16 protein-coding genes are annotated in these 15,350 nt (G+C 72.6%); 3 read left to right on the top strand and 13 right to left on the bottom strand.

What is annotated here, in order from left to right; genetic code table 11:
* Window positions 1-47 precede the first annotated feature (47 nt).
* The gene (locus tag IQ210_RS15575; protein WP_194079621.1) at window positions 48-1,616 is read left to right on the top strand and encodes a hypothetical protein; all 1,569 of its coding nucleotides are present in this window, start codon (window positions 48-50) and stop codon (window positions 1,614-1,616) included.
* Here the strand turns inward: IQ210_RS15575 and IQ210_RS15570 are convergent.
* The 6 genes from IQ210_RS15570 to IQ210_RS15545 all read right to left on the bottom strand — a co-directional run bounded on the left by IQ210_RS15570 (window position 1,613) and on the right by IQ210_RS15545 (window position 8,075).
* Complete coding sequence (locus IQ210_RS15570) at window positions 1,613-4,216, bottom strand: SpoIIE family protein phosphatase (RefSeq protein WP_194079620.1); 2,604 nt, start codon at window positions 4,214-4,216, stop codon at window positions 1,613-1,615. The two genes, IQ210_RS15575 and IQ210_RS15570, sit on opposite strands and share 4 nt — an antisense overlap.
* A gap of 285 nt (window positions 4,217-4,501) precedes the next feature.
* Complete coding sequence (locus IQ210_RS15565; protein WP_194079619.1) at window positions 4,502-4,927, bottom strand: ATP-binding protein; 426 nt, start codon at window positions 4,925-4,927, stop codon at window positions 4,502-4,504.
* Between the two features lie 171 nt (window positions 4,928-5,098).
* The gene (locus tag IQ210_RS15560) at window positions 5,099-5,500 is read right to left on the bottom strand and encodes a (deoxy)nucleoside triphosphate pyrophosphohydrolase (RefSeq protein WP_194079618.1); all 402 of its coding nucleotides are present in this window, start codon (window positions 5,498-5,500) and stop codon (window positions 5,099-5,101) included.
* A 31-nt stretch (window positions 5,501-5,531) separates the two neighbouring features.
* Window positions 5,532-5,723, bottom strand: coding sequence for an SPOR domain-containing protein (locus tag IQ210_RS15555; protein WP_079308128.1), 192 nt, complete (start codon window positions 5,721-5,723; stop codon window positions 5,532-5,534).
* Between the two features lie 297 nt (window positions 5,724-6,020).
* The gene (locus IQ210_RS15550) at window positions 6,021-6,773 is read right to left on the bottom strand and encodes a GntR family transcriptional regulator (RefSeq protein WP_194079617.1); all 753 of its coding nucleotides are present in this window, start codon (window positions 6,771-6,773) and stop codon (window positions 6,021-6,023) included.
* 147 nt (window positions 6,774-6,920) lie between these two features.
* Window positions 6,921-8,075 carry a DUF4190 domain-containing protein gene (locus IQ210_RS15545; RefSeq protein WP_194079616.1) on the bottom strand — a complete coding sequence of 385 codons (1,155 nt, stop codon included), beginning with the start codon at window positions 8,073-8,075 and terminating at the stop codon, window positions 6,921-6,923.
* An 87-nt stretch (window positions 8,076-8,162) separates the two neighbouring features.
* On the opposite strand from IQ210_RS15545, the gene IQ210_RS15540 reads away from it, so the two are divergent.
* Window positions 8,163-9,365, top strand: coding sequence for a serpin family protein (locus IQ210_RS15540; RefSeq protein ID WP_322656375.1), 1,203 nt, complete (start codon window positions 8,163-8,165; stop codon window positions 9,363-9,365).
* A 31-nt stretch (window positions 9,366-9,396) separates the two neighbouring features.
* Here the strand turns inward: IQ210_RS15540 and IQ210_RS15535 are convergent, their stop codons facing one another.
* The gene (locus IQ210_RS15535; RefSeq protein WP_194079614.1) at window positions 9,397-10,227 is read right to left on the bottom strand and encodes an oxidoreductase; all 831 of its coding nucleotides are present in this window, start codon (window positions 10,225-10,227) and stop codon (window positions 9,397-9,399) included.
* Window positions 10,228-10,319: 92 nt separating this feature from the next.
* Between IQ210_RS15535 and IQ210_RS15530 the strand changes: the two genes are divergently transcribed.
* Window positions 10,320-11,246, top strand: coding sequence for a LysR family transcriptional regulator (locus tag IQ210_RS15530; protein ID WP_194079613.1), 927 nt, complete (start codon window positions 10,320-10,322; stop codon window positions 11,244-11,246).
* Here the strand turns inward: IQ210_RS15530 and IQ210_RS15525 are convergent.
* From IQ210_RS15525 to IQ210_RS15500, 6 genes are all read right to left on the bottom strand, one after another.
* Entirely contained in the window at window positions 11,239-11,994 is a 756-nt protein-coding gene (locus IQ210_RS15525; RefSeq protein WP_194079612.1) for a 4'-phosphopantetheinyl transferase family protein, read from the bottom strand. The two genes, IQ210_RS15530 and IQ210_RS15525, sit on opposite strands and share 8 nt — an antisense overlap.
* Window positions 11,995-12,074: 80 nt before the next feature.
* Window positions 12,075-12,320 (bottom strand): hypothetical protein, encoded by a 246-nt coding sequence (locus tag IQ210_RS15520; protein ID WP_194079611.1) that lies wholly within the window; start codon window positions 12,318-12,320, stop codon window positions 12,075-12,077.
* Window positions 12,317-13,219 carry an alpha/beta fold hydrolase gene (locus IQ210_RS15515; protein WP_194079610.1) on the bottom strand — a complete coding sequence of 301 codons (903 nt, stop codon included), beginning with the start codon at window positions 13,217-13,219 and terminating at the stop codon, window positions 12,317-12,319. Before IQ210_RS15515 ends, IQ210_RS15520 begins: the two co-directional genes overlap by 4 nt.
* A complete protein-coding gene (locus IQ210_RS15510) occupies window positions 13,216-14,202 on the bottom strand; it encodes an aromatase/cyclase (RefSeq protein WP_194079609.1) in 987 nt (328 codons plus the stop codon). The genes IQ210_RS15515 and IQ210_RS15510 overlap by 4 nt, the downstream gene beginning before the upstream one ends.
* Before the next feature lie 34 nt (window positions 14,203-14,236).
* Complete coding sequence (fabG, locus tag IQ210_RS15505; RefSeq protein ID WP_194079608.1) at window positions 14,237-15,031, bottom strand: 3-oxoacyl-ACP reductase FabG; 795 nt, start codon at window positions 15,029-15,031, stop codon at window positions 14,237-14,239.
* Between the two features lie 15 nt (window positions 15,032-15,046).
* Window positions 15,047-15,322, bottom strand: a complete 276-nt coding sequence (locus tag IQ210_RS15500; protein ID WP_128112061.1) for an acyl carrier protein — start codon at window positions 15,320-15,322, stop codon at window positions 15,047-15,049.
* Window positions 15,323-15,350 lie beyond the last annotated feature (28 nt).

Raw genomic sequence — 15,350 nt, 5'->3', positions numbered from 1 at the left:
TCTCTTCCCGGTCGCGCCCTCGCATTCCTGCTCATACGCTCCGAAATGTGACGTCATCCTTGATACGGGGCCGGCCGCGGCGGGCGACCTCGCACATATCCGTGCGGGTCGTGCACGCCCTGCTGGGTGTGCTGATCGGCGTGCTGTGGCTGGTGCTGCCGGGGATGACGACCGAGCACCGTGTTCCGGCGGCGGACGGGCGCGCACAGGCGGCGGTCGCACAGGACGAGGAAGGGTCGTCCGCGGCGGACCTGGTGCTGCCGCTCGTGGCGGTGGGCGCCGCGGTGGTGGTGGCCGGATACGCCTACGTACGGCGGACGCGGCGGGCCCGCACCCGGACCACCCCCGGCGGTGTTCCCGCCCCGGTCGCGGCAGCGCCACCGCTCGCCGAACTGGACGAGCAGGCGCGGTTGTTGCTGGTGGCCGCCGACGACAGTGTCCGCACCAGCCGTGAGGAGCTGGGCTTCGTCGAGGCCCGGTTCGGGGAGAGCGCGGTGGTGTCCACCGTCCTCGCCCTGCGGGGCGCGGAGGCCGAGCTGCGGGCCGCCTTCCGGATGCGGCAGCAGTACGACGACGGCGTACCGGAGGAGGCCTCGGCCCGGCAGCACGCGCTCGCCGGGATCGTGGGCCGCTGCGAGGAGGCCGGGCGGCGACTGGACGAGGCCGCGGCCGGCGTCGACCAGCTGCGCGGCCTGGAGCAGGGGGCGGGTGAGGCACTGGGGCTGGCCGAGACGCGGTTCCGGGCGCTCACCGGACGTACCCAGGCCGTCGAGGCGCTGCTCGCCGATCTGACCGCCCGGTACGGCCCCGCCGCCGTCGCCGAGGTCACCGGATACGTGGAGCAGGCCAAGGACCGGCTCGTCTTCGCCACCCTGCGCCTCAACCAGGCCCGCCAGGCCGGCGACCTCGCCGCCCACGACCGGGCCGCCCTGCATCTGCGCGCGGCCGAGGGCGCGATCGCCCAGGCCGCCGTCTTCCTCCACGGCGTCGAACGCCTCGGCACCGAGCTCTCCGGGGCCGCGGCCCTGGTGCCGGCCGCGCTGACCGGCGCGGAGGCGGAGATCGCGCGGGCGCAGCGGTCTTCGGCGGCCCAGGTGCCCGTCGGCGAGCTGCGGGCCCGGATTCTGCATGCGGACAACGTGCTGGCCTTCGTACGGGACGAGGTGGCGAGTGGGGCTCCGTACGACCCGCTCGACGCCCTGCGTCGGATCGTGCGGGCGGTCGCGCCGCTCGCCGCGGAGCCCACGGCCGGGGTGCTGGGGGCCGCCGCCGCGCTGGCGGGGAGGGCCGCCGTGGCGGGGGCGGACGACTTCGTCGCGACGCACCGGGGCGCGGTGGGGGCCACGGCCCGCACCCGGCTGGCGGAGGCGGCGCGGTTGCTGGGCGAGGACCCGGTGGCCGCCGACGCGCTCGCCGTCGAGTCCCGTGACCTCGCCGAACAGGACGTCCGCGTGCACGGCAACCCCGTCGCCGGAGCGGCCGAACACGAGAGCGGGGGCGCCGGGGCGGTGCTCGGCGGCATCCTGCTGGACGACGGAGCAGCGGCAAGCTTCGGCGGCCCGCGCGGCCGGGGGCGCCGCGCCCAGTCCAGCTCCAGCCTGCCCACGGACGTCTAGAACAGGCTCAGCAACGCCTCCGCCGGGTCCGTCAGGCCCGTTTCGCCGTCCGGCAGCGGGAGTTCGAACCACACCGTCTTTCCGCGCGGCGTACGGCGGGAGCCCCAGGCCGCGCTGAGCAGGCCGACCAGTTGCAGGCCCCGGCCGCCCTCGTCGGTGTCGCGGGCGCGGCGGCGGCGCGGCTGGACCAGGCCGGAGTCCCAGACCTCGCAGACCAGGGTGCGGTCGAGGAGGAGCCGCAGTCTGATCTCGCCCTCGCCGTATCGCAGCGCGTTGGTCACCAGCTCGCTGACCAGCAGTTCCGTGGTGTCGACCAGCGGTTCCAGGTCCCAGCTGAGCAGCTGCCCGCGCGCGTACTCCCGCGCCCGGCCCACGCTGCGCGGCTCGCGCGGCAGGGTCCAGTCGCCGACGGAGTCGACGGGCAGGCCCTGGACGCGGGCCATCAGCAGCGCGATGTCGTCCTCGCCGTGGTGGGTGTCGAGGGTGTTGAGGACGTGGTCGCAGACGTCCTCCAGGGGGCGGGCCGGATCGGTCAGCGCCCCTACGAACGCCTGGAGGCCCTCGTCGAGGGGGTGATCGCGGCTTTCGACCAGTCCATCCGTGTAGAGCGCGAGCAGGGCGCCCTCGGGGAGTTCGACCTCGACCTCCTCGAAGGGCTCCCCGCCGACGCCGAGCGGCATGCCCGGCGGGACGTCGAGCATCAGCGCCGCCTCGCCGGGTTCGACGAGGACGGGCGGCAGATGACCGGCGTTGGCGAAGGTGCAGCGGCGGGTGACCGAGTCGTAGACGGCGTACACGCACGTCGCCAGGTACACCTCGGACAGGTCGGCCTCGCGGGGCCGACGCGCGGCCCGGGTGGCCTGCTGGACCCCGCCGGGCGCGCCCAGCCCGCGCGCGATCTCGTCCAACGCGCTGAGGACTTCCGCCGGTTCGAGGTCGAGCAGGGCCAGGGTGCGGACGGCGGACCGGAGTTCACCCATCGCCACGGCCGCGCGCAGCCCGCGCCCCATGACGTCCCCGACCACCAACGCCGTACGGTGCCCGGGCAGTTCAATGACGTCGAACCAGTCGCCGCCGACCTCGCTGGGCCGGTCGGAGGAGGAGTTGCCGGGCCGGTAGCGGCAGGCGATGTCGAGGCCGGAGGCGACCGGGTCGCCGGGCGGCAGCAGGGACCGCTGGAGCATCAGCGCCCGCTCGTGCTCCCGCCGGTACAGCCGCGCGTTGTCGATACAGACCGCGGCCCGCGCCGCCAGCTCGACGGCCAGCTCCCGGTCCCGGTCCCCGAACGGCTCGCTGCCCTTGGTCCGCGCGAACTGCGCCAGGCCTACGACGGTGTCGTGGGCGACCATCGGCACGGCGAGCGTGGACTGCACGAGGCCGCCCTCCTCGGCCGGGATGTACTGCGGGCGGGCGGTGCGCAGGGCGTCCGCGCAGGGCGAGTTGAAGGGGTAGTGGTGGACGGCGCCGACCGCTATGGGCGGGCCCGAGCCGGCGAAGGGGGCGTCGGAGACGGCGCTGGCGAAGGCGACCCGGCGCAGTTCGGCGCTGCCGTCGGCGAGCCCGGGCGGGGTCTCGTCGCCGGCGAGGAGGCCCTGGTAGAGGTCGACGGTCGCCAGGTCGCAGAAGCCGGGGACGACGACGTCGAGGAGTTCGCGGGCGGTGGTCTCCAGGTCGAGGGAGTTGCCGATGCGGGCACCGGCCTCGTTGAGAAGGGCGAGATTGCGCCGGGCGGCGGCGGCTTCCCGGGCGGCCTGGCGGCGGGCGGTGATGTCGATGGCGAGCCAGGCGATGCCGATGGGGCGCCCGGAGCCGCTGTGCACCCGGTAGAGGTTGACCGACCAGTGCCGGCGGTCCTCGGAGCCCGGCACGAAGCCCGTGACGTGCATGTCCGTGATGGAGTCGCCGGTGTCCAGGACCCGGCGCAGGGTGGCCGCCACCCGCTCGGCCTCGGGGCGCGGCAGGTAGTCGTGGACGCCCTTGCCCCGGTGGTCGTCCGGTGTCCCGCCGAACACGGTGGCGAACCGCTGGTTGGCGCGGCGCACCCGCAGGTCGGGGTCGATCAGCAGGAAGCCGAACGGAGATTGACCGAAAATCGACTGCGAGGCGGCGAGGTCGGTCTCGATGCTGCGCAGGGTGCGGACGTCGACGACGATGCAGACGGCGGCCTTCGCGCCGTCCTCGGTCCGCGTCGGCATGACATAGACCTCGGCGAGACCCTCGGTCCCGCGGGTGCCGTCCTCGCCGTCCGGGGCCCGGAACGGGACGACGCCGGTCCACTCGCGGCCGTCGAGGATCTCGGCCATCTTGCGCTGGCCGATCTCGCGCCGGTCCGGGTCGATGAACGCCTCGATGGGGTCCATGCCGACCGCCTGCTCGGCGGGAATCCCGAAGACCTGCTCGGCGCGCAGGCTCCACTGGTCGACGAGACCGTCGGGGCCGATGGAGAAGGACGCGACCTTGATGTAGTCGTAGATCGAGCCGGGCGGACTGCTCTGCCACATGGCGTCACCCTGTGGGGCCACGGCCTCACCCGCGGCCTGTGACCTCGCGCCGTCCGACGGGTCCTCGGACTCCGTGGCCTTCGCTGGTATCTCGCTCACGCGAACCGTCCCCTCCAGCTCACCGCGCCCGGCACCGGTCACCGGCAGCGGCTGCCCGCAGTATCCAGCACTACGGCGCCGCACAACACGGTGTTCACGATCACAGCACGGTCCCAGCGTTTTTTGGACCGCACCGCGACAACACTTCCAGTCTTCTAACCAGCCAACACGCAGTCGAATCACGCGCTCCGACAACCGCCAGTGGCCTGAACCAGACGGTGGACAGTGCGGGCGCACGCGTACAGCCCGTACGCCCCCGGTGCGCTGCGGCGTTCACCGCCGCGTTCACTGCGGCACCGCGAGCTCGAACCACACCGTCTTCCCGGACGCGCCGGGGCGGGTGCCCCAGCGGCGCGAGGAGTGGGCGACCAGCTGGAGACCCCGTCCGCTCTCGTCCTCGGGCAGCGCGACGCGCTCGCGGGGCGGGTCCGGGAGCGGGTCGGAGACCTCCACCAGCAGGACGGCGTCGAGGCCGGTGGGGCGGACGAGGCGGACGCCGATCGGGCCGGTGGCGTGCCGCAGGGAGTTGGTGACCAGCTCGCTCACCAGCAGGGCGGTGAGGTCGGCCATGCTGTCGAGGTCCCAGTCACGCAGTCGTCCGCGGACGGCTCCGCGGGCGGCGCGTACGGCGCCGGGGTCCGCGGGGAACGACCACTCGGCGCAGTCGCCTTCGGTGTCGATCACGCCGATCACTTCCCAGGCCACACCCATGTCCGGTTTCGTGGGGTTAATGGGCACATACCCGATATCCGGTGGGGATTACCGTGTGGCGGGGCGCACTGTGGTGCGAACGGGGGTACGCCGGGCGCCTAAGAGCTCGGGGTGCCTGGTTGTCGGGCGGGTGCGGGTTCGTCGTGGCTGGTCGCGCAGTTCCCCGCGCCCCTAGGTGAGCGACCTGGTCGCCACTTCTCTGACTGCCGGGATGTCCTGGTCCAACCACGGCACGTCCCACAGCTCATCCCGGCTCAACCAGCGGAGTTCGTCATGGTCCTGAAGGGGCTTGGGGTCCGGAGAGCCGGGCAGCAGGCGAGCCGTCCAGACCTGGAGGACGTACGGAACCCGAAGGGGCCACTCGCCCGGGACCCGGTCCCCCACCTCCGTCTCCACCCCCAGCTCCTCGCGGAGTTCTCGCACCAGGGCGGCCTCCGGGGACTCGCCCGGTTCCACCTTGCCGCCCGGGAGTTCCCAGCGGCCCGCCAACTCGGGTGGGGCGCTGCGGCGGGCGGCCAGGAGGCGGCCTGCGTCGAGGAGGGCGGCTCCTACCACCAGGGTGCGTTCGGTCATGGGGCGGAGCCTACGGGAGGCCGGGGCTCGGTCAGTTGCGGGTGGCGTCGCCGTTCTGGCCGATGCGTTCGACCCAGTACAGCTGCTTGTGGCCGCGGTCGTCGAGGCTGTCGGCGATCTTCTGGGCCTCGGCGCGGGTGGCGTAGCGGCCCACGCGGTAGCGGTTGCCGTTGTCGTCCTGTCGTATGACGAGCCAGGGAAGAGTGATCGTGCTGTCGTTCATCGCCCCCCACTGCTCCTTCCCGACAACGCCCCGCCCGCTAAGGAAACCGCAATCCGCATATGCCCGAGCCTACGCCTAACCTTTACGCAGCGAATACGCCTTTTCACAAAGAGGTACGCAACCGGCCAGAACGAGGGGGGCGTGCGGAGGCGAACGCGCCGTGCGCAGGGGTCGATGCGTCCGGTCAGAGGCGTATGCGCGCGTAGGGGGCCACCTGCGAGAACGGCCAGAATCCAACGGCGTTCGAAGGGGCGGCTGTTGACCCGGCGTCCGGGGCAACAGCCGTAAAGGTGTGCGCTACTTCACCGGAAGGTGGTACGCGACCCGGTAGCGGTCGGCCGGGATGACCACGTCGGCCGTCTCCACGGGGCGGCCGGAGGCGTAGAACGTGCGGTGGACGACCACGACGACATGGCCGGGGACGCCGCCCAGGGCGAGGAGTTCCTCGGCGAGGCCGGGGCGGGCGCCGACCTCCTCGGTGACGTTGTCCACGATCACGTCGATGGCCGCCATGCGCTCGACGACGCCCATGCCGCCCAGCGGGCCCTCCTCGGGGAGCATCACCGGGGTGCGGCCGGTGACCGCGAGGGGTTCCCAGGAGGTGGAGAGCATCATCGGCTCGCCGTTGTCCCGGTAGACGTACTTGGTGCACATCACGCGGTCACCGGGGCGGATCGCGAGCCGCTCGGCGACGGCGACGCTGGCCTCCGCCTGCCGGCTGCTGGACTCCCAGGTGCCGCGCGCGTCGCCGTCCGCCTGCTCCTGGCGGAAGGGCGTGGCGCCGCCGTCCGGGCGGAAGCCGGAGCGGGCGACCCTGCGGGGCACCGGGCGCTCACGGACGTACGTCCCGGAGCCGGAGCGGCCCTCGACCAGGCCCTCGGCCATCAGCACCTTGCGGGCCTCCAGGGCGACGGTGTCCGAGACGCCGTACTCCTCGCGGATTCTGGCCTGGGAGGGCAGCCGGGTGTGCGGTGGCAGCGAACCGTCGACGATCTTCTTGCGGAGATCACCCGCGACACGCAGATACGCCGGCTGCTCACCGAAAGTCACTGGCCGCTCCCATCAGGTTGTACAGACAGCAACAGCGTGGCAACCGTGGGTTGAGCCATGCAAGCAAAGGCCAGAGAATCACTCGATGTAGTGACATGTGGCCCCGGCGGGCTTTACGCAGGCACTTTCTCCCCGCTATAGCGGCGATCACACATCGAGCTCGCCCGCGTCCCCGCCGCCGCCTCCGCCCTCGTAGTCCTCGTCGTACGACGGCACCGTGGTGGCCAGGCCCAGAGCCTTGCGGGCGGTGACGGTGGTGTCGCCGTCGATGTAGTCGTACCCGGCGTCGTAGTGCTCGTAGTACGCGTCGACGTTCTTCGCGGCGGCGGCCTTCTCCCACTCCTTGCGGGCCGCGTCCAGGTCGGCGGCGAGGTCGCTGATGGCCCCCACCTTGCCTCCGGGCCAGGAGCGGGCGCGCAGCGCCTCGGCCTGCTCGCCGAGGGCGGTGCCGACCTCGCCCGCCCACTTGCGGTTCGCCGACAGGTCGTCCTCGGCGTAGTCCACGGGCTCCTCGTACAGCACCCGGTCCAGCGCGTTGGCCGACTTCAGGAAGGCGATCTGGTCCGCGTCCAGGTTGGTGGCGTCGTTGCGCAGCGAGCCGGTCAGGCTCTTCTTCTCGTCGACGTCACCGAAGACGCAGGTGATCTCGCGGTCGCCGAAGGTCCAGCTGTCCTCGGACGGCACGAGGTAGTACACGTCCACGTTCTCCGGTACGGCCCACGCGTCCATCGCGTAGTCCTCCTGGAGGGCGTAGCACTTGTCGTCGGCCATGTCGGTCACCTCGTCGTCGCCCGGGAAGGAGCCCGAGGGCAGGGTGACGACGGCGAACACCTCGCCGTGGTGGGCGCCGGTGCAGGGCACCTCGTCGACGTCGTAGGCGTCGCCCTGGAGGGAGCCGGTGCCCGAGTCGAAGCAGTCGCCCTTGGCGAGCGCGTAGGCGGTGCCCTCGCCGCGCGCGGCGTCCTTGAAGCCGTCCACGGCGTCGGACACGACCCCGGTCGACAGCGACACCGTCCACAGCACGAGCCCGACGACGGACAGCACGGAACCGGCGATCGCCATCCCCTTGCCGCGTTCGCCCTTCTTCTTGATCTGCGCGAGCGCGATCAGCCCCAGGACCAGCCCGACCGCAGGCAGGAAGCAGAGGATGCCGAGCACCAGGGCGGCGATGGCGACGCCGTTGACGGGCACGGGCTGCGCGTATCCGCCGTAGCCGTAGCCCCAGGGCCCTGGCGGGGTGAAAGGACCCGGCGGGTACGGCCCATGGGGCTGGTGGGGGCCGGGAGGCGGAGGTATGGACACGGGTACCGTGCTCCTGGTTCGGACTGGGGTGGCGAACTGTCGTACGACTGGGCGCATGGTAAGCGCAGGGTGAGCGGGGGCGGAACAGTGGTCACGAATGCCACGATTCAGGCGGTCAACGGGCTGACCGCGCGGTGGGCGGGGGCTTCCGAGGGCGGGACGGTCTTCTCGGCGGCCGGTGTCTGGCCGCTGCTGGCCTTTCTGGCGGACGGGGCGGACGGGGCCGCCCGGGCGGAGCTGGCCGAGGCCGTCGGTATGCCTGCGGATCGATCGGCGTCCGCCGCGCGGGAGTTGCTGGAGGCCATGGGGCGGATGCGCGGCCTTGACTCGGCCCTCGGGCTGTGGACCAAGCGGACGCTGGAGCTGCGGGAGCGCTGGGAGGCGGGGCTGCCGGCGGAGGCGCACGGGGTGCTGACGGGGGACAAGGCCGCCGACAAGGCGGCGCTGGACGCGTGGGCGGCGAAGCGGACAGGTGGGCTCATTGAGGGGATGCCCGTACAGGTGACGCCGGACACCGAGATGGTGCTCGCCAGTGCGTTGGCGTTGCGGACGGAGTGGTTGCGGCCGTTCGAGGACTGGCCGATGTGGCCGGAGACCGGACCGTGGGCGGACCGGAAGCTGGCCGGGCTTTACCGCCGTAGCGCCCTGCTCGACCGGGTCGGCGTCGCGGACACCGCGGCCGGGCATGTCACCGAGCTGAAGGTGTACGGCGACAACGCGATCGACGTGCATCTGCTGCTCGGCGAGGAGGGGATGACGCCGGGGCAGGTGCTGGGGGCGGGAGTGGACATCCTCGCGCGGCGGGTGACCGTCCTGCCTGGGCCGCAGTTGCCCTACGGGGAGGTGGGGCCGGGGCTGAACGTGGTGAAGGTGCGCTCCGCCGAGCCGAAACCGCCGACGCTGAACGTGGCGACGGTCGGCTTCGACATCCGCGCCCTGCACGACCTCCTGGAACTGCACAAACTCTTCGGCCTCACCACCGCCATGGACACGAGCCGGGGCCACTTCCCCGACATCAGCGCCACGACCCCGCTGGCCGTCGAGTCGGCCAAGCAGTCCGCCATGGCGCGGTTCACCGCCCTGGGGTTCCGCGCCGCCGCGGTGACCGCGTTCGGCGCGGTCGCGGGCGGCGTCCCCCAGCTCCGCTGGATCACCACCAGGGTCAACGCCCGCTTCGACCGCCCCTTCGGCTTCCTCGCCGTGCACCGGCACTCGCGGCTGGTGTTGTCGGCGGGCTGGGTCACGGAACCGGCGGAGCACCCTGAAGAGCCCGAGTACGACGAGGACTGACGAACGCCGACCCGCGGTGTCGAGGCTGCCCTCAGTCGTCGAACGCCGTCGCCCTCGCGTCCTTCTCCCAGGGCGTGATGTCCTCCCTGACCTGGTCGAGGTGGCCGAGGACCGCCGTGACGCCGTCGTCGCCGAGAGGGAGGCGGAGCGGGGTGCGGTCGGAGCGGAGGGCGGCCAGGATGAGGGCCGCGGCCTTGGCCGGGTCGCCGGGCTGGGTGCCGTCGCCGCCGGAGACGAAGCCGCGGGTGCCGCTGACCTTGGCGTAGACGCCGGAGTCCGCGCTGACGCCCGCCCGGTCCGTCTCGAACAGCGAGGTCCGGAAGGAGCCCGGCTCGACGATCAGCACCTTGATGCCGAACTCCGCGACCTCGTCCGCGAGCGCCTCGGACATGCCCTCCAGCGCGAACTTTGTGCCGCTGTACGCCGAGAAGCCCGCGAAGGACATCTGCCCGCCCATGCTGCTCATCTGGACGATCGCGCCCGAGCGACGCTCACGCATCGAGGGCAGTACCGCGCGCACCAGCGCCGCCGGGCCGAAGACATGCACGTCGAACAGCGCCCGCAGTTCGTCCTCGCCGGTCTCCTCAAAGGCGCCGACGTGCGTACGGCCCGCGTTGTTGACCAGGACGTCGATCCGGCCGTGCCGGGCCACCACGTCCTGTACCGCCGCCTCGGCCGCGGCTGTGTCGGCGACGTCCAGGCGCAGCGCCTCCACCTGGTCGGGGTGCGCGGCGACCAGGTCGTCCAGCGCCTCGGGGCGGCGGGCCGCGCCCACGACCACGTCGCCGTCGGCGAGGGCCGCCTCCGCGATGGCCCGCCCGAAGCCGCTGCTCGCGCCGGTGATGAGCCACACCTTGTTCATGACTGCTCCTGCTCGCTTGCTCTCGGTCCGTCTTCCGTGAAACAGCTTGCGGCCGTGGGTGGTTGCCCGTCCAAGACCCGTGGTGATAACCGATGGCTATGACGACGGACGTTCATCTGCGGGATCTGCGCTACTTCCTCATGGTGGCCGAGGAACTGCACTTCACCCGTGCCGCCGAGCGGCTGTACGTGTCCCAGCCCGCGTTGAGCAAACAAGTACGGGCCCTTGAGCGACAGTTGGGCGTCGAGCTGTTCCGGCGCGACCGGCACGGCGTGGCGCTCACCGGGGCGGGCGAGGCGCTGCTGCCGTACGCCCGGCGGGTGCTGGACGGGTGGGCGGAGGGGACGGCGGCGCTGGACGCGGTCCGGGCGGAGGGGCGCAGCACCCTCACCGTGGGGATGAGCACCAGCCCCGGGCGGGGTGGGCTCCTCCCTGCCATCCGTTCCCGCTTCACCGCCGCCCATCCGGAGGCGACGGTGCGGCTGCGCCAGGTGAGTTGGGAGGACCCGACCGCGGGGCTGGCCGACGGGGACGTCGACGTGGCCTTCGTCTGGCTGCCGCTGCCGGACGCGGAGCGGTACGCGTGGACGGTGGTCGCCGAGGAGCCCCGCCTGATCGCGCTCCCGGAAAGTCATCCGCTGGCGTCCCGCGCCGAGATCGACTTCGCCGACCTCGCCGACGAGCCGTTCCTCGCCCTGCCCGAGAGTGCCGGTCCGCTGCGCGACCACTGGCTCGCCCTGGACTCCCGCGCCGGCCGCCCGCCCCGCGTCGGCGCGGAGATCGCCGGCACGGAGGAGACGTACGAGGCCCTGGTCGCGGGCCTCGGCGTCTGCCTGGTGGCCGCGGGCAACGCCCCGTTGATCACGCTGGGCGGGGTGGTGACCCGGCCGGTGCGCGGGGTGTCGCCGAGCCGGTATGCGCTCGCGTGGCGGCGGGAGGGGTCTGCGGGGGTGCTGGTACGGGGGTATGTGGAGGCGTGCCGGGAGGTGGCGGGGCGGCAGCGGCGGCAGCTCAGTTGACGCTCAGCCAGATGTGGGGTTCGGTCTCTTCCTCGTCCGGTTCGGGGCGGCCCGGCGCTACGGGGTCGTCGTCGTCGGCGGGCGCGCCACCGGGGTTCGGGGTGCGGTGCTCCTGGATCGGGCGCGTCAGATGCATGACGTATGCGCTCCTCTCTGTCTCCTCGGTCTCCTCTGTCTGCGGTCCCATGTCCAGCCCCACCGCGCAGACATAGCCGCCGGGGAGCCGGTGCGCGGTGAACACGCCGGGGGTGTACGGGGTCTGCGCGACGATCGGCCCCCGCGTCGCCTCCCGGCGGCGGAAGCCCACGTGTCTCATGCCTGCCCGCAGGCCCTCGCCGGTGAGCTTCGTGGCGGCCTCCTTCAGCGCCCAGAGAGCCGCCCTGGACTCGATGCCGTGCGGCGCCGGAGGGAGGGCGGAGATCTCCGCCGGGGTGAGGTAGGCGCTGTCGGGCAGGGCGGCCACCCGGGAGATCGCCTCCACATCGACGCCGACGCGCCCGCCATGGGCCACGGCCGCGACCGCGTACCGCCCGCTGTGCGCGAGGCTCAGCGACAGCCGCGGTCGCCCCACGACGTACGGGCGGCCTCGGGCGTCCCGGGTGAGCCGGAGGCCGGTCCACGGGGTGCCGAGGAGACGGGCGGCGCCCTGGAGCGCGATCCAGCGGGCCAGCACCGAGCGGGTGCGGTCGTCGGGGCGACGCAGCCGGGCGACCCGTTCCCGGTCGTCGACGGAGAGCCGGGGCAGCACAGCCCGGGCCGCCGCCTCGGCCCCGGGGGTGTGGAGGTCGTAGGCGAGGACGAGGGGACTAGGGGGTCGGGGCGGGGTGTTCACGCTGCCCTCGGGCTGTCGGGACGTCGTACGGTCGCCGGGGCGTAAGGCCCAGGCCGAGACGCACGCGAAGGCGGCAGGGGTGCTGGCGGCTCTGGGCGTACGACCGGGTCCCTCGCCGGGTCCAGGTCGGGCTCCTCCTCGCTCGGCGGGGTGTCCGTGATGCCGGGGGCGAAGATGCTCAGCGCGCCCACCAGGGGGTGTTCGAGGTCGGCGAGGGTGGGCGGGGGTAGGTGCAGCGTCATGGTTGCCGTCCCTCGCCGTCTGTCCGCCTGCGCAGGCACTCCTCGGCGAAGCTCAGTGCCCGCAGGTGGTACGACCGTGCCGCCCACCCCAGGCTGATGTTGTGGCCGGCGTCGGGCTGGTGGTCGATCCGGACCCGGGGTGCCGCGTCGAGCCGGTTCCGCAGCCGGGCGAGCGTCGGCGCGTCCCGGCGCCACCAGGCCTCGTGCTCGGCGAACGTGAACCGGACGGGAACGCGCACCCGCCCGGCCAGCGCCGCGAACTCCTCCGGCCACCGGGCGGCGTCCGCCAGCTCGCGCTCCGGCGGCGGGGCGACGACCGCGAGGCCGGCCTGGAACGTCCCCGGCGGATACAGCCGCAGGGGACCCCAGTTGAGCTTCCAGCTCCCGGCCCGCGTACCCGGCGCGGTGGGCGGGACCAGGTACTCGTCACCGCAACCGGACACGTCCAGCCCGAGCAGCCCCGGCACCCTGCAGTCCGCCGCCATGCGCAACGCCGGTTTGCTGCCGAAGGAGTGGCCCAGCAGGAAGATCCCGGCGCCGGGTGCGCAGAACGCCGACAGACTGCGCAGTGCCGCAGACAGGGTGGCCGCCTGGTCCACCACCCCTTGGCCGTACCGGAGTTGCCCGGCCGAGGCGCCGTACCCGGGGCGGTCGACGGCCACCGCCGCGAAGCCGAGTTGCGCGGCCAGGGCCAGCAACGACGTCTCCGGGTGGGCCGGGCCGTCGAAGTACGCCGCGCTCATCCCGGCCCCGTGCAGGGCGACGACCGTCGCCCTGGGCGGGACATGCGTGGGCAGGGCGAGGCGGGCGGAGAGCGGGATGCCGTCCGCGTCCAGGGTGATGAGCCGCCGGTCGACCACCGGCGCCGGGGGCGGCGGGGCGGGGGGCGCCGTGGTCACGGCCGGCCTTCCCTGCCGGACCCCGAAGCCCCGCCGGACCCCGCCGTCCCGGCCAGGCCCTCCGCGTACGCCTTCGCGATCGTCAGCGTCGCCATGCTGTTGGTGCTCAGGGCGGTGCGGACGTACTCGATCGCGTCCTGCACCGTCGCACCCGACCCCAACACCTGCTCAATAGCAGCCGTGTTGACCGTGAACGTGTGCTGCGAGGACGCGTCGACCCCGCCGCCCCTCGGCGTGAAGGTCCAGCGGCCGGTGTGCAGGGTGATCAGGGCGGGCAGGGTGATCTGCTTGTAGACGATGCGGTCGGGGGCCAGCCCCACGCGGTACGACTTCGTGGTGTGCGTGGAGCCGTCCTTGGACAGCGTGTCCATCTCCAGGGTCTGGAGCCCGGGTTCCGGCTGGTCGAGGCGGACCGTGACGACGTGCGGCAGGCGCTCGGTCCACAGGTGGGCGTCGTGGATGAAGTCGTAGACGTCGCTCGCGGCCCCCTTGATGTGGACCGTATCCTCGAAGGAGCAGGTCAGTTCGTCGGTGGCGGCCTTCGACTCGGCGAGTGCCTTCAAGGACTCCAGTTCGGCGCGGGAGTTGCGGTCCACGACCTCTTCGACCCAGGCCAGGTCGGCTTCCTCGACGGCCCGGAAGTCGTGGCCGAGGCGGACGAGGGCCTCGCCGGAGGGCAGGTCCTCGATCTGCCAGCTACCGCCCATGGCGGCCACGGGCGGTGCGCTGACCTCCTGCCGGAAGGTGATGCGCAGCCCCGTGGGGTCGAGGGTGCGGTGCGAGGTCCAGTTCTTGACGGTGTCGCCGGCGGTCGCCCAGATGCGGATGCGTTCCTCACGCTCACCGCCCTCCAGCCGGTCGACGTGGATGTTCGGCGGGAACAGCTGGGGCCAGTCCTCCGCCTGGGCCAGCAGACGGTAGACCTCCTCGGCGGGCGCCGCGATCTTGATCTCGTGCTGGGACGTGCGCAGTTGGGACGGCATGGGGGCTCCTCGGGTGGGAACGGGCGGGCCGCGGTCAGAAGTTGCCGAGGCCGCCGCAGACGTTCAGGGCCTGGGAGGTGATGGACGCCGCCAGGTCGGAGGCCAGATAGCCGACCAGACCGGCCACTTCCTCGGGCGTCGAGTAGCGGCCGAGGGGGATCTTGGCCTGGAACTTCTCCAGGATGGCGTCTTCGGACGCGCCGGAGAGCCGCGCGTAGTTCTGCCGTACGCGCTCGGCCATGGGCGTCTCGACATAGCCGGGGCAGACGGCGTTGACGGTGATGCCGGTGGGGGCGAGTTCGTTGCCGAGCGCCTTGGTGAAGCCGACGACGCCGTGCTTGGAGGCGGAGTACGGCGCCCCGAGGACCACGCCCTGCTTACCCGCGGTGGAGGCGATGTTGATGACACGGCCGCGGCTCTTGTCCCGCATGCCGCCGGTGGTGAGAACCTCCCGGGTCAGCCTGAAGACGCTGTTGAGGTTGGTGTCGACGATGTCGTCCCACAGTTCGTCGGTGAGGTCGGCGGTCACCCCGCCGCCGCTGATGCCCGCGTTGTTGACGAGCACGTCGACCGTCCCGTACCGGTCGACGGCGGCCCGGACGTAGCCGCGTATCGAGTCCACCGAGCGGACGTCGAGGACCGCGCCGTCCACCTCCAGGCCCTCCTCCTGGAGTCGCTTGACCGTGGTGAGCACCTTGTCCTCGGTGCGTGAGCCGATGAAGACGCGGTGGCCCTGTGCGGCCAGCAGCCGGGCCACGGCCAGGCCGATTCCACTGGTCGCGCCGGTCACGAGGGCGACGCGCCGCTCCTGCTGTGTCGTTTCTGTCATGTCTCCGCGTTCCCTTCAGGCGGCCGGTGCGACGAGGTGGTCACCGACGGCGTCGATGAACGCGCGCGGTGTGGTGGCGTCGCCGATGACGGACTCGTCGAGGTCGATGCCGTACTCCCGCTCGATGCGGCTGGCGGTCTCCAGCAGGGCGAGCGAGTCGTAGCCGATGTCGCTGAACTCGGTGTCGAGGACGTCCTGGGCGTCTCCGTCGAGGCCGCCGCCCTCGGGGGCGCCGGAGCCTTCGAGGAGGATGCGCTTGAGGTCGTCGAGGGTGAACGTGGGCTGGGACATCAGGTATCTCCTAAAGGTCCTGAAGGAG

Source organism: Streptomyces justiciae (assembly GCF_015163075.1).
GTDB lineage: Bacteria > Actinomycetota > Actinomycetes > Streptomycetales > Streptomycetaceae > Streptomyces > Streptomyces justiciae.
This window is presented reverse-complemented; position numbering and strand designations above follow the sequence as displayed.

Excerpts from the sequence above, each read along its gene's own strand:
- IQ210_RS15535 (WP_194079614.1), bottom strand. The coding sequence starts at position 10,227 with ATGAACAAGGTGTGGCTCATCACCGGCGCGAGCAGCGGCTTCGGGCGG.
- IQ210_RS15520 (WP_194079611.1), bottom strand. The coding sequence starts at position 12,320 with ATGACGCTGCACCTACCCCCGCCCACCCTCGCCGACCTCGAACACCCC.
- fabG (WP_194079608.1), bottom strand. The coding sequence starts at position 15,031 with ATGACAGAAACGACACAGCAGGAGCGGCGCGTCGCCCTCGTGACCGGC.
- IQ210_RS15510 (WP_194079609.1), bottom strand. The coding sequence starts at position 14,202 with ATGCCGTCCCAACTGCGCACGTCCCAGCACGAGATCAAGATCGCGGCG.
- IQ210_RS15565 (WP_194079619.1), bottom strand. The coding sequence starts at position 4,927 with ATGGGTGTGGCCTGGGAAGTGATCGGCGTGATCGACACCGAAGGCGAC.
- IQ210_RS15500 (WP_128112061.1), bottom strand. The coding sequence starts at position 15,322 with ATGTCCCAGCCCACGTTCACCCTCGACGACCTCAAGCGCATCCTCCTC.
- IQ210_RS15530 (WP_194079613.1), top strand. The coding sequence starts at position 10,320 with ATGGCTATGACGACGGACGTTCATCTGCGGGATCTGCGCTACTTCCTC.
- IQ210_RS15555 (WP_079308128.1), bottom strand. The coding sequence starts at position 5,723 with ATGAACGACAGCACGATCACTCTTCCCTGGCTCGTCATACGACAGGAC.
- IQ210_RS15560 (WP_194079618.1), bottom strand. The coding sequence starts at position 5,500 with ATGACCGAACGCACCCTGGTGGTAGGAGCCGCCCTCCTCGACGCAGGC.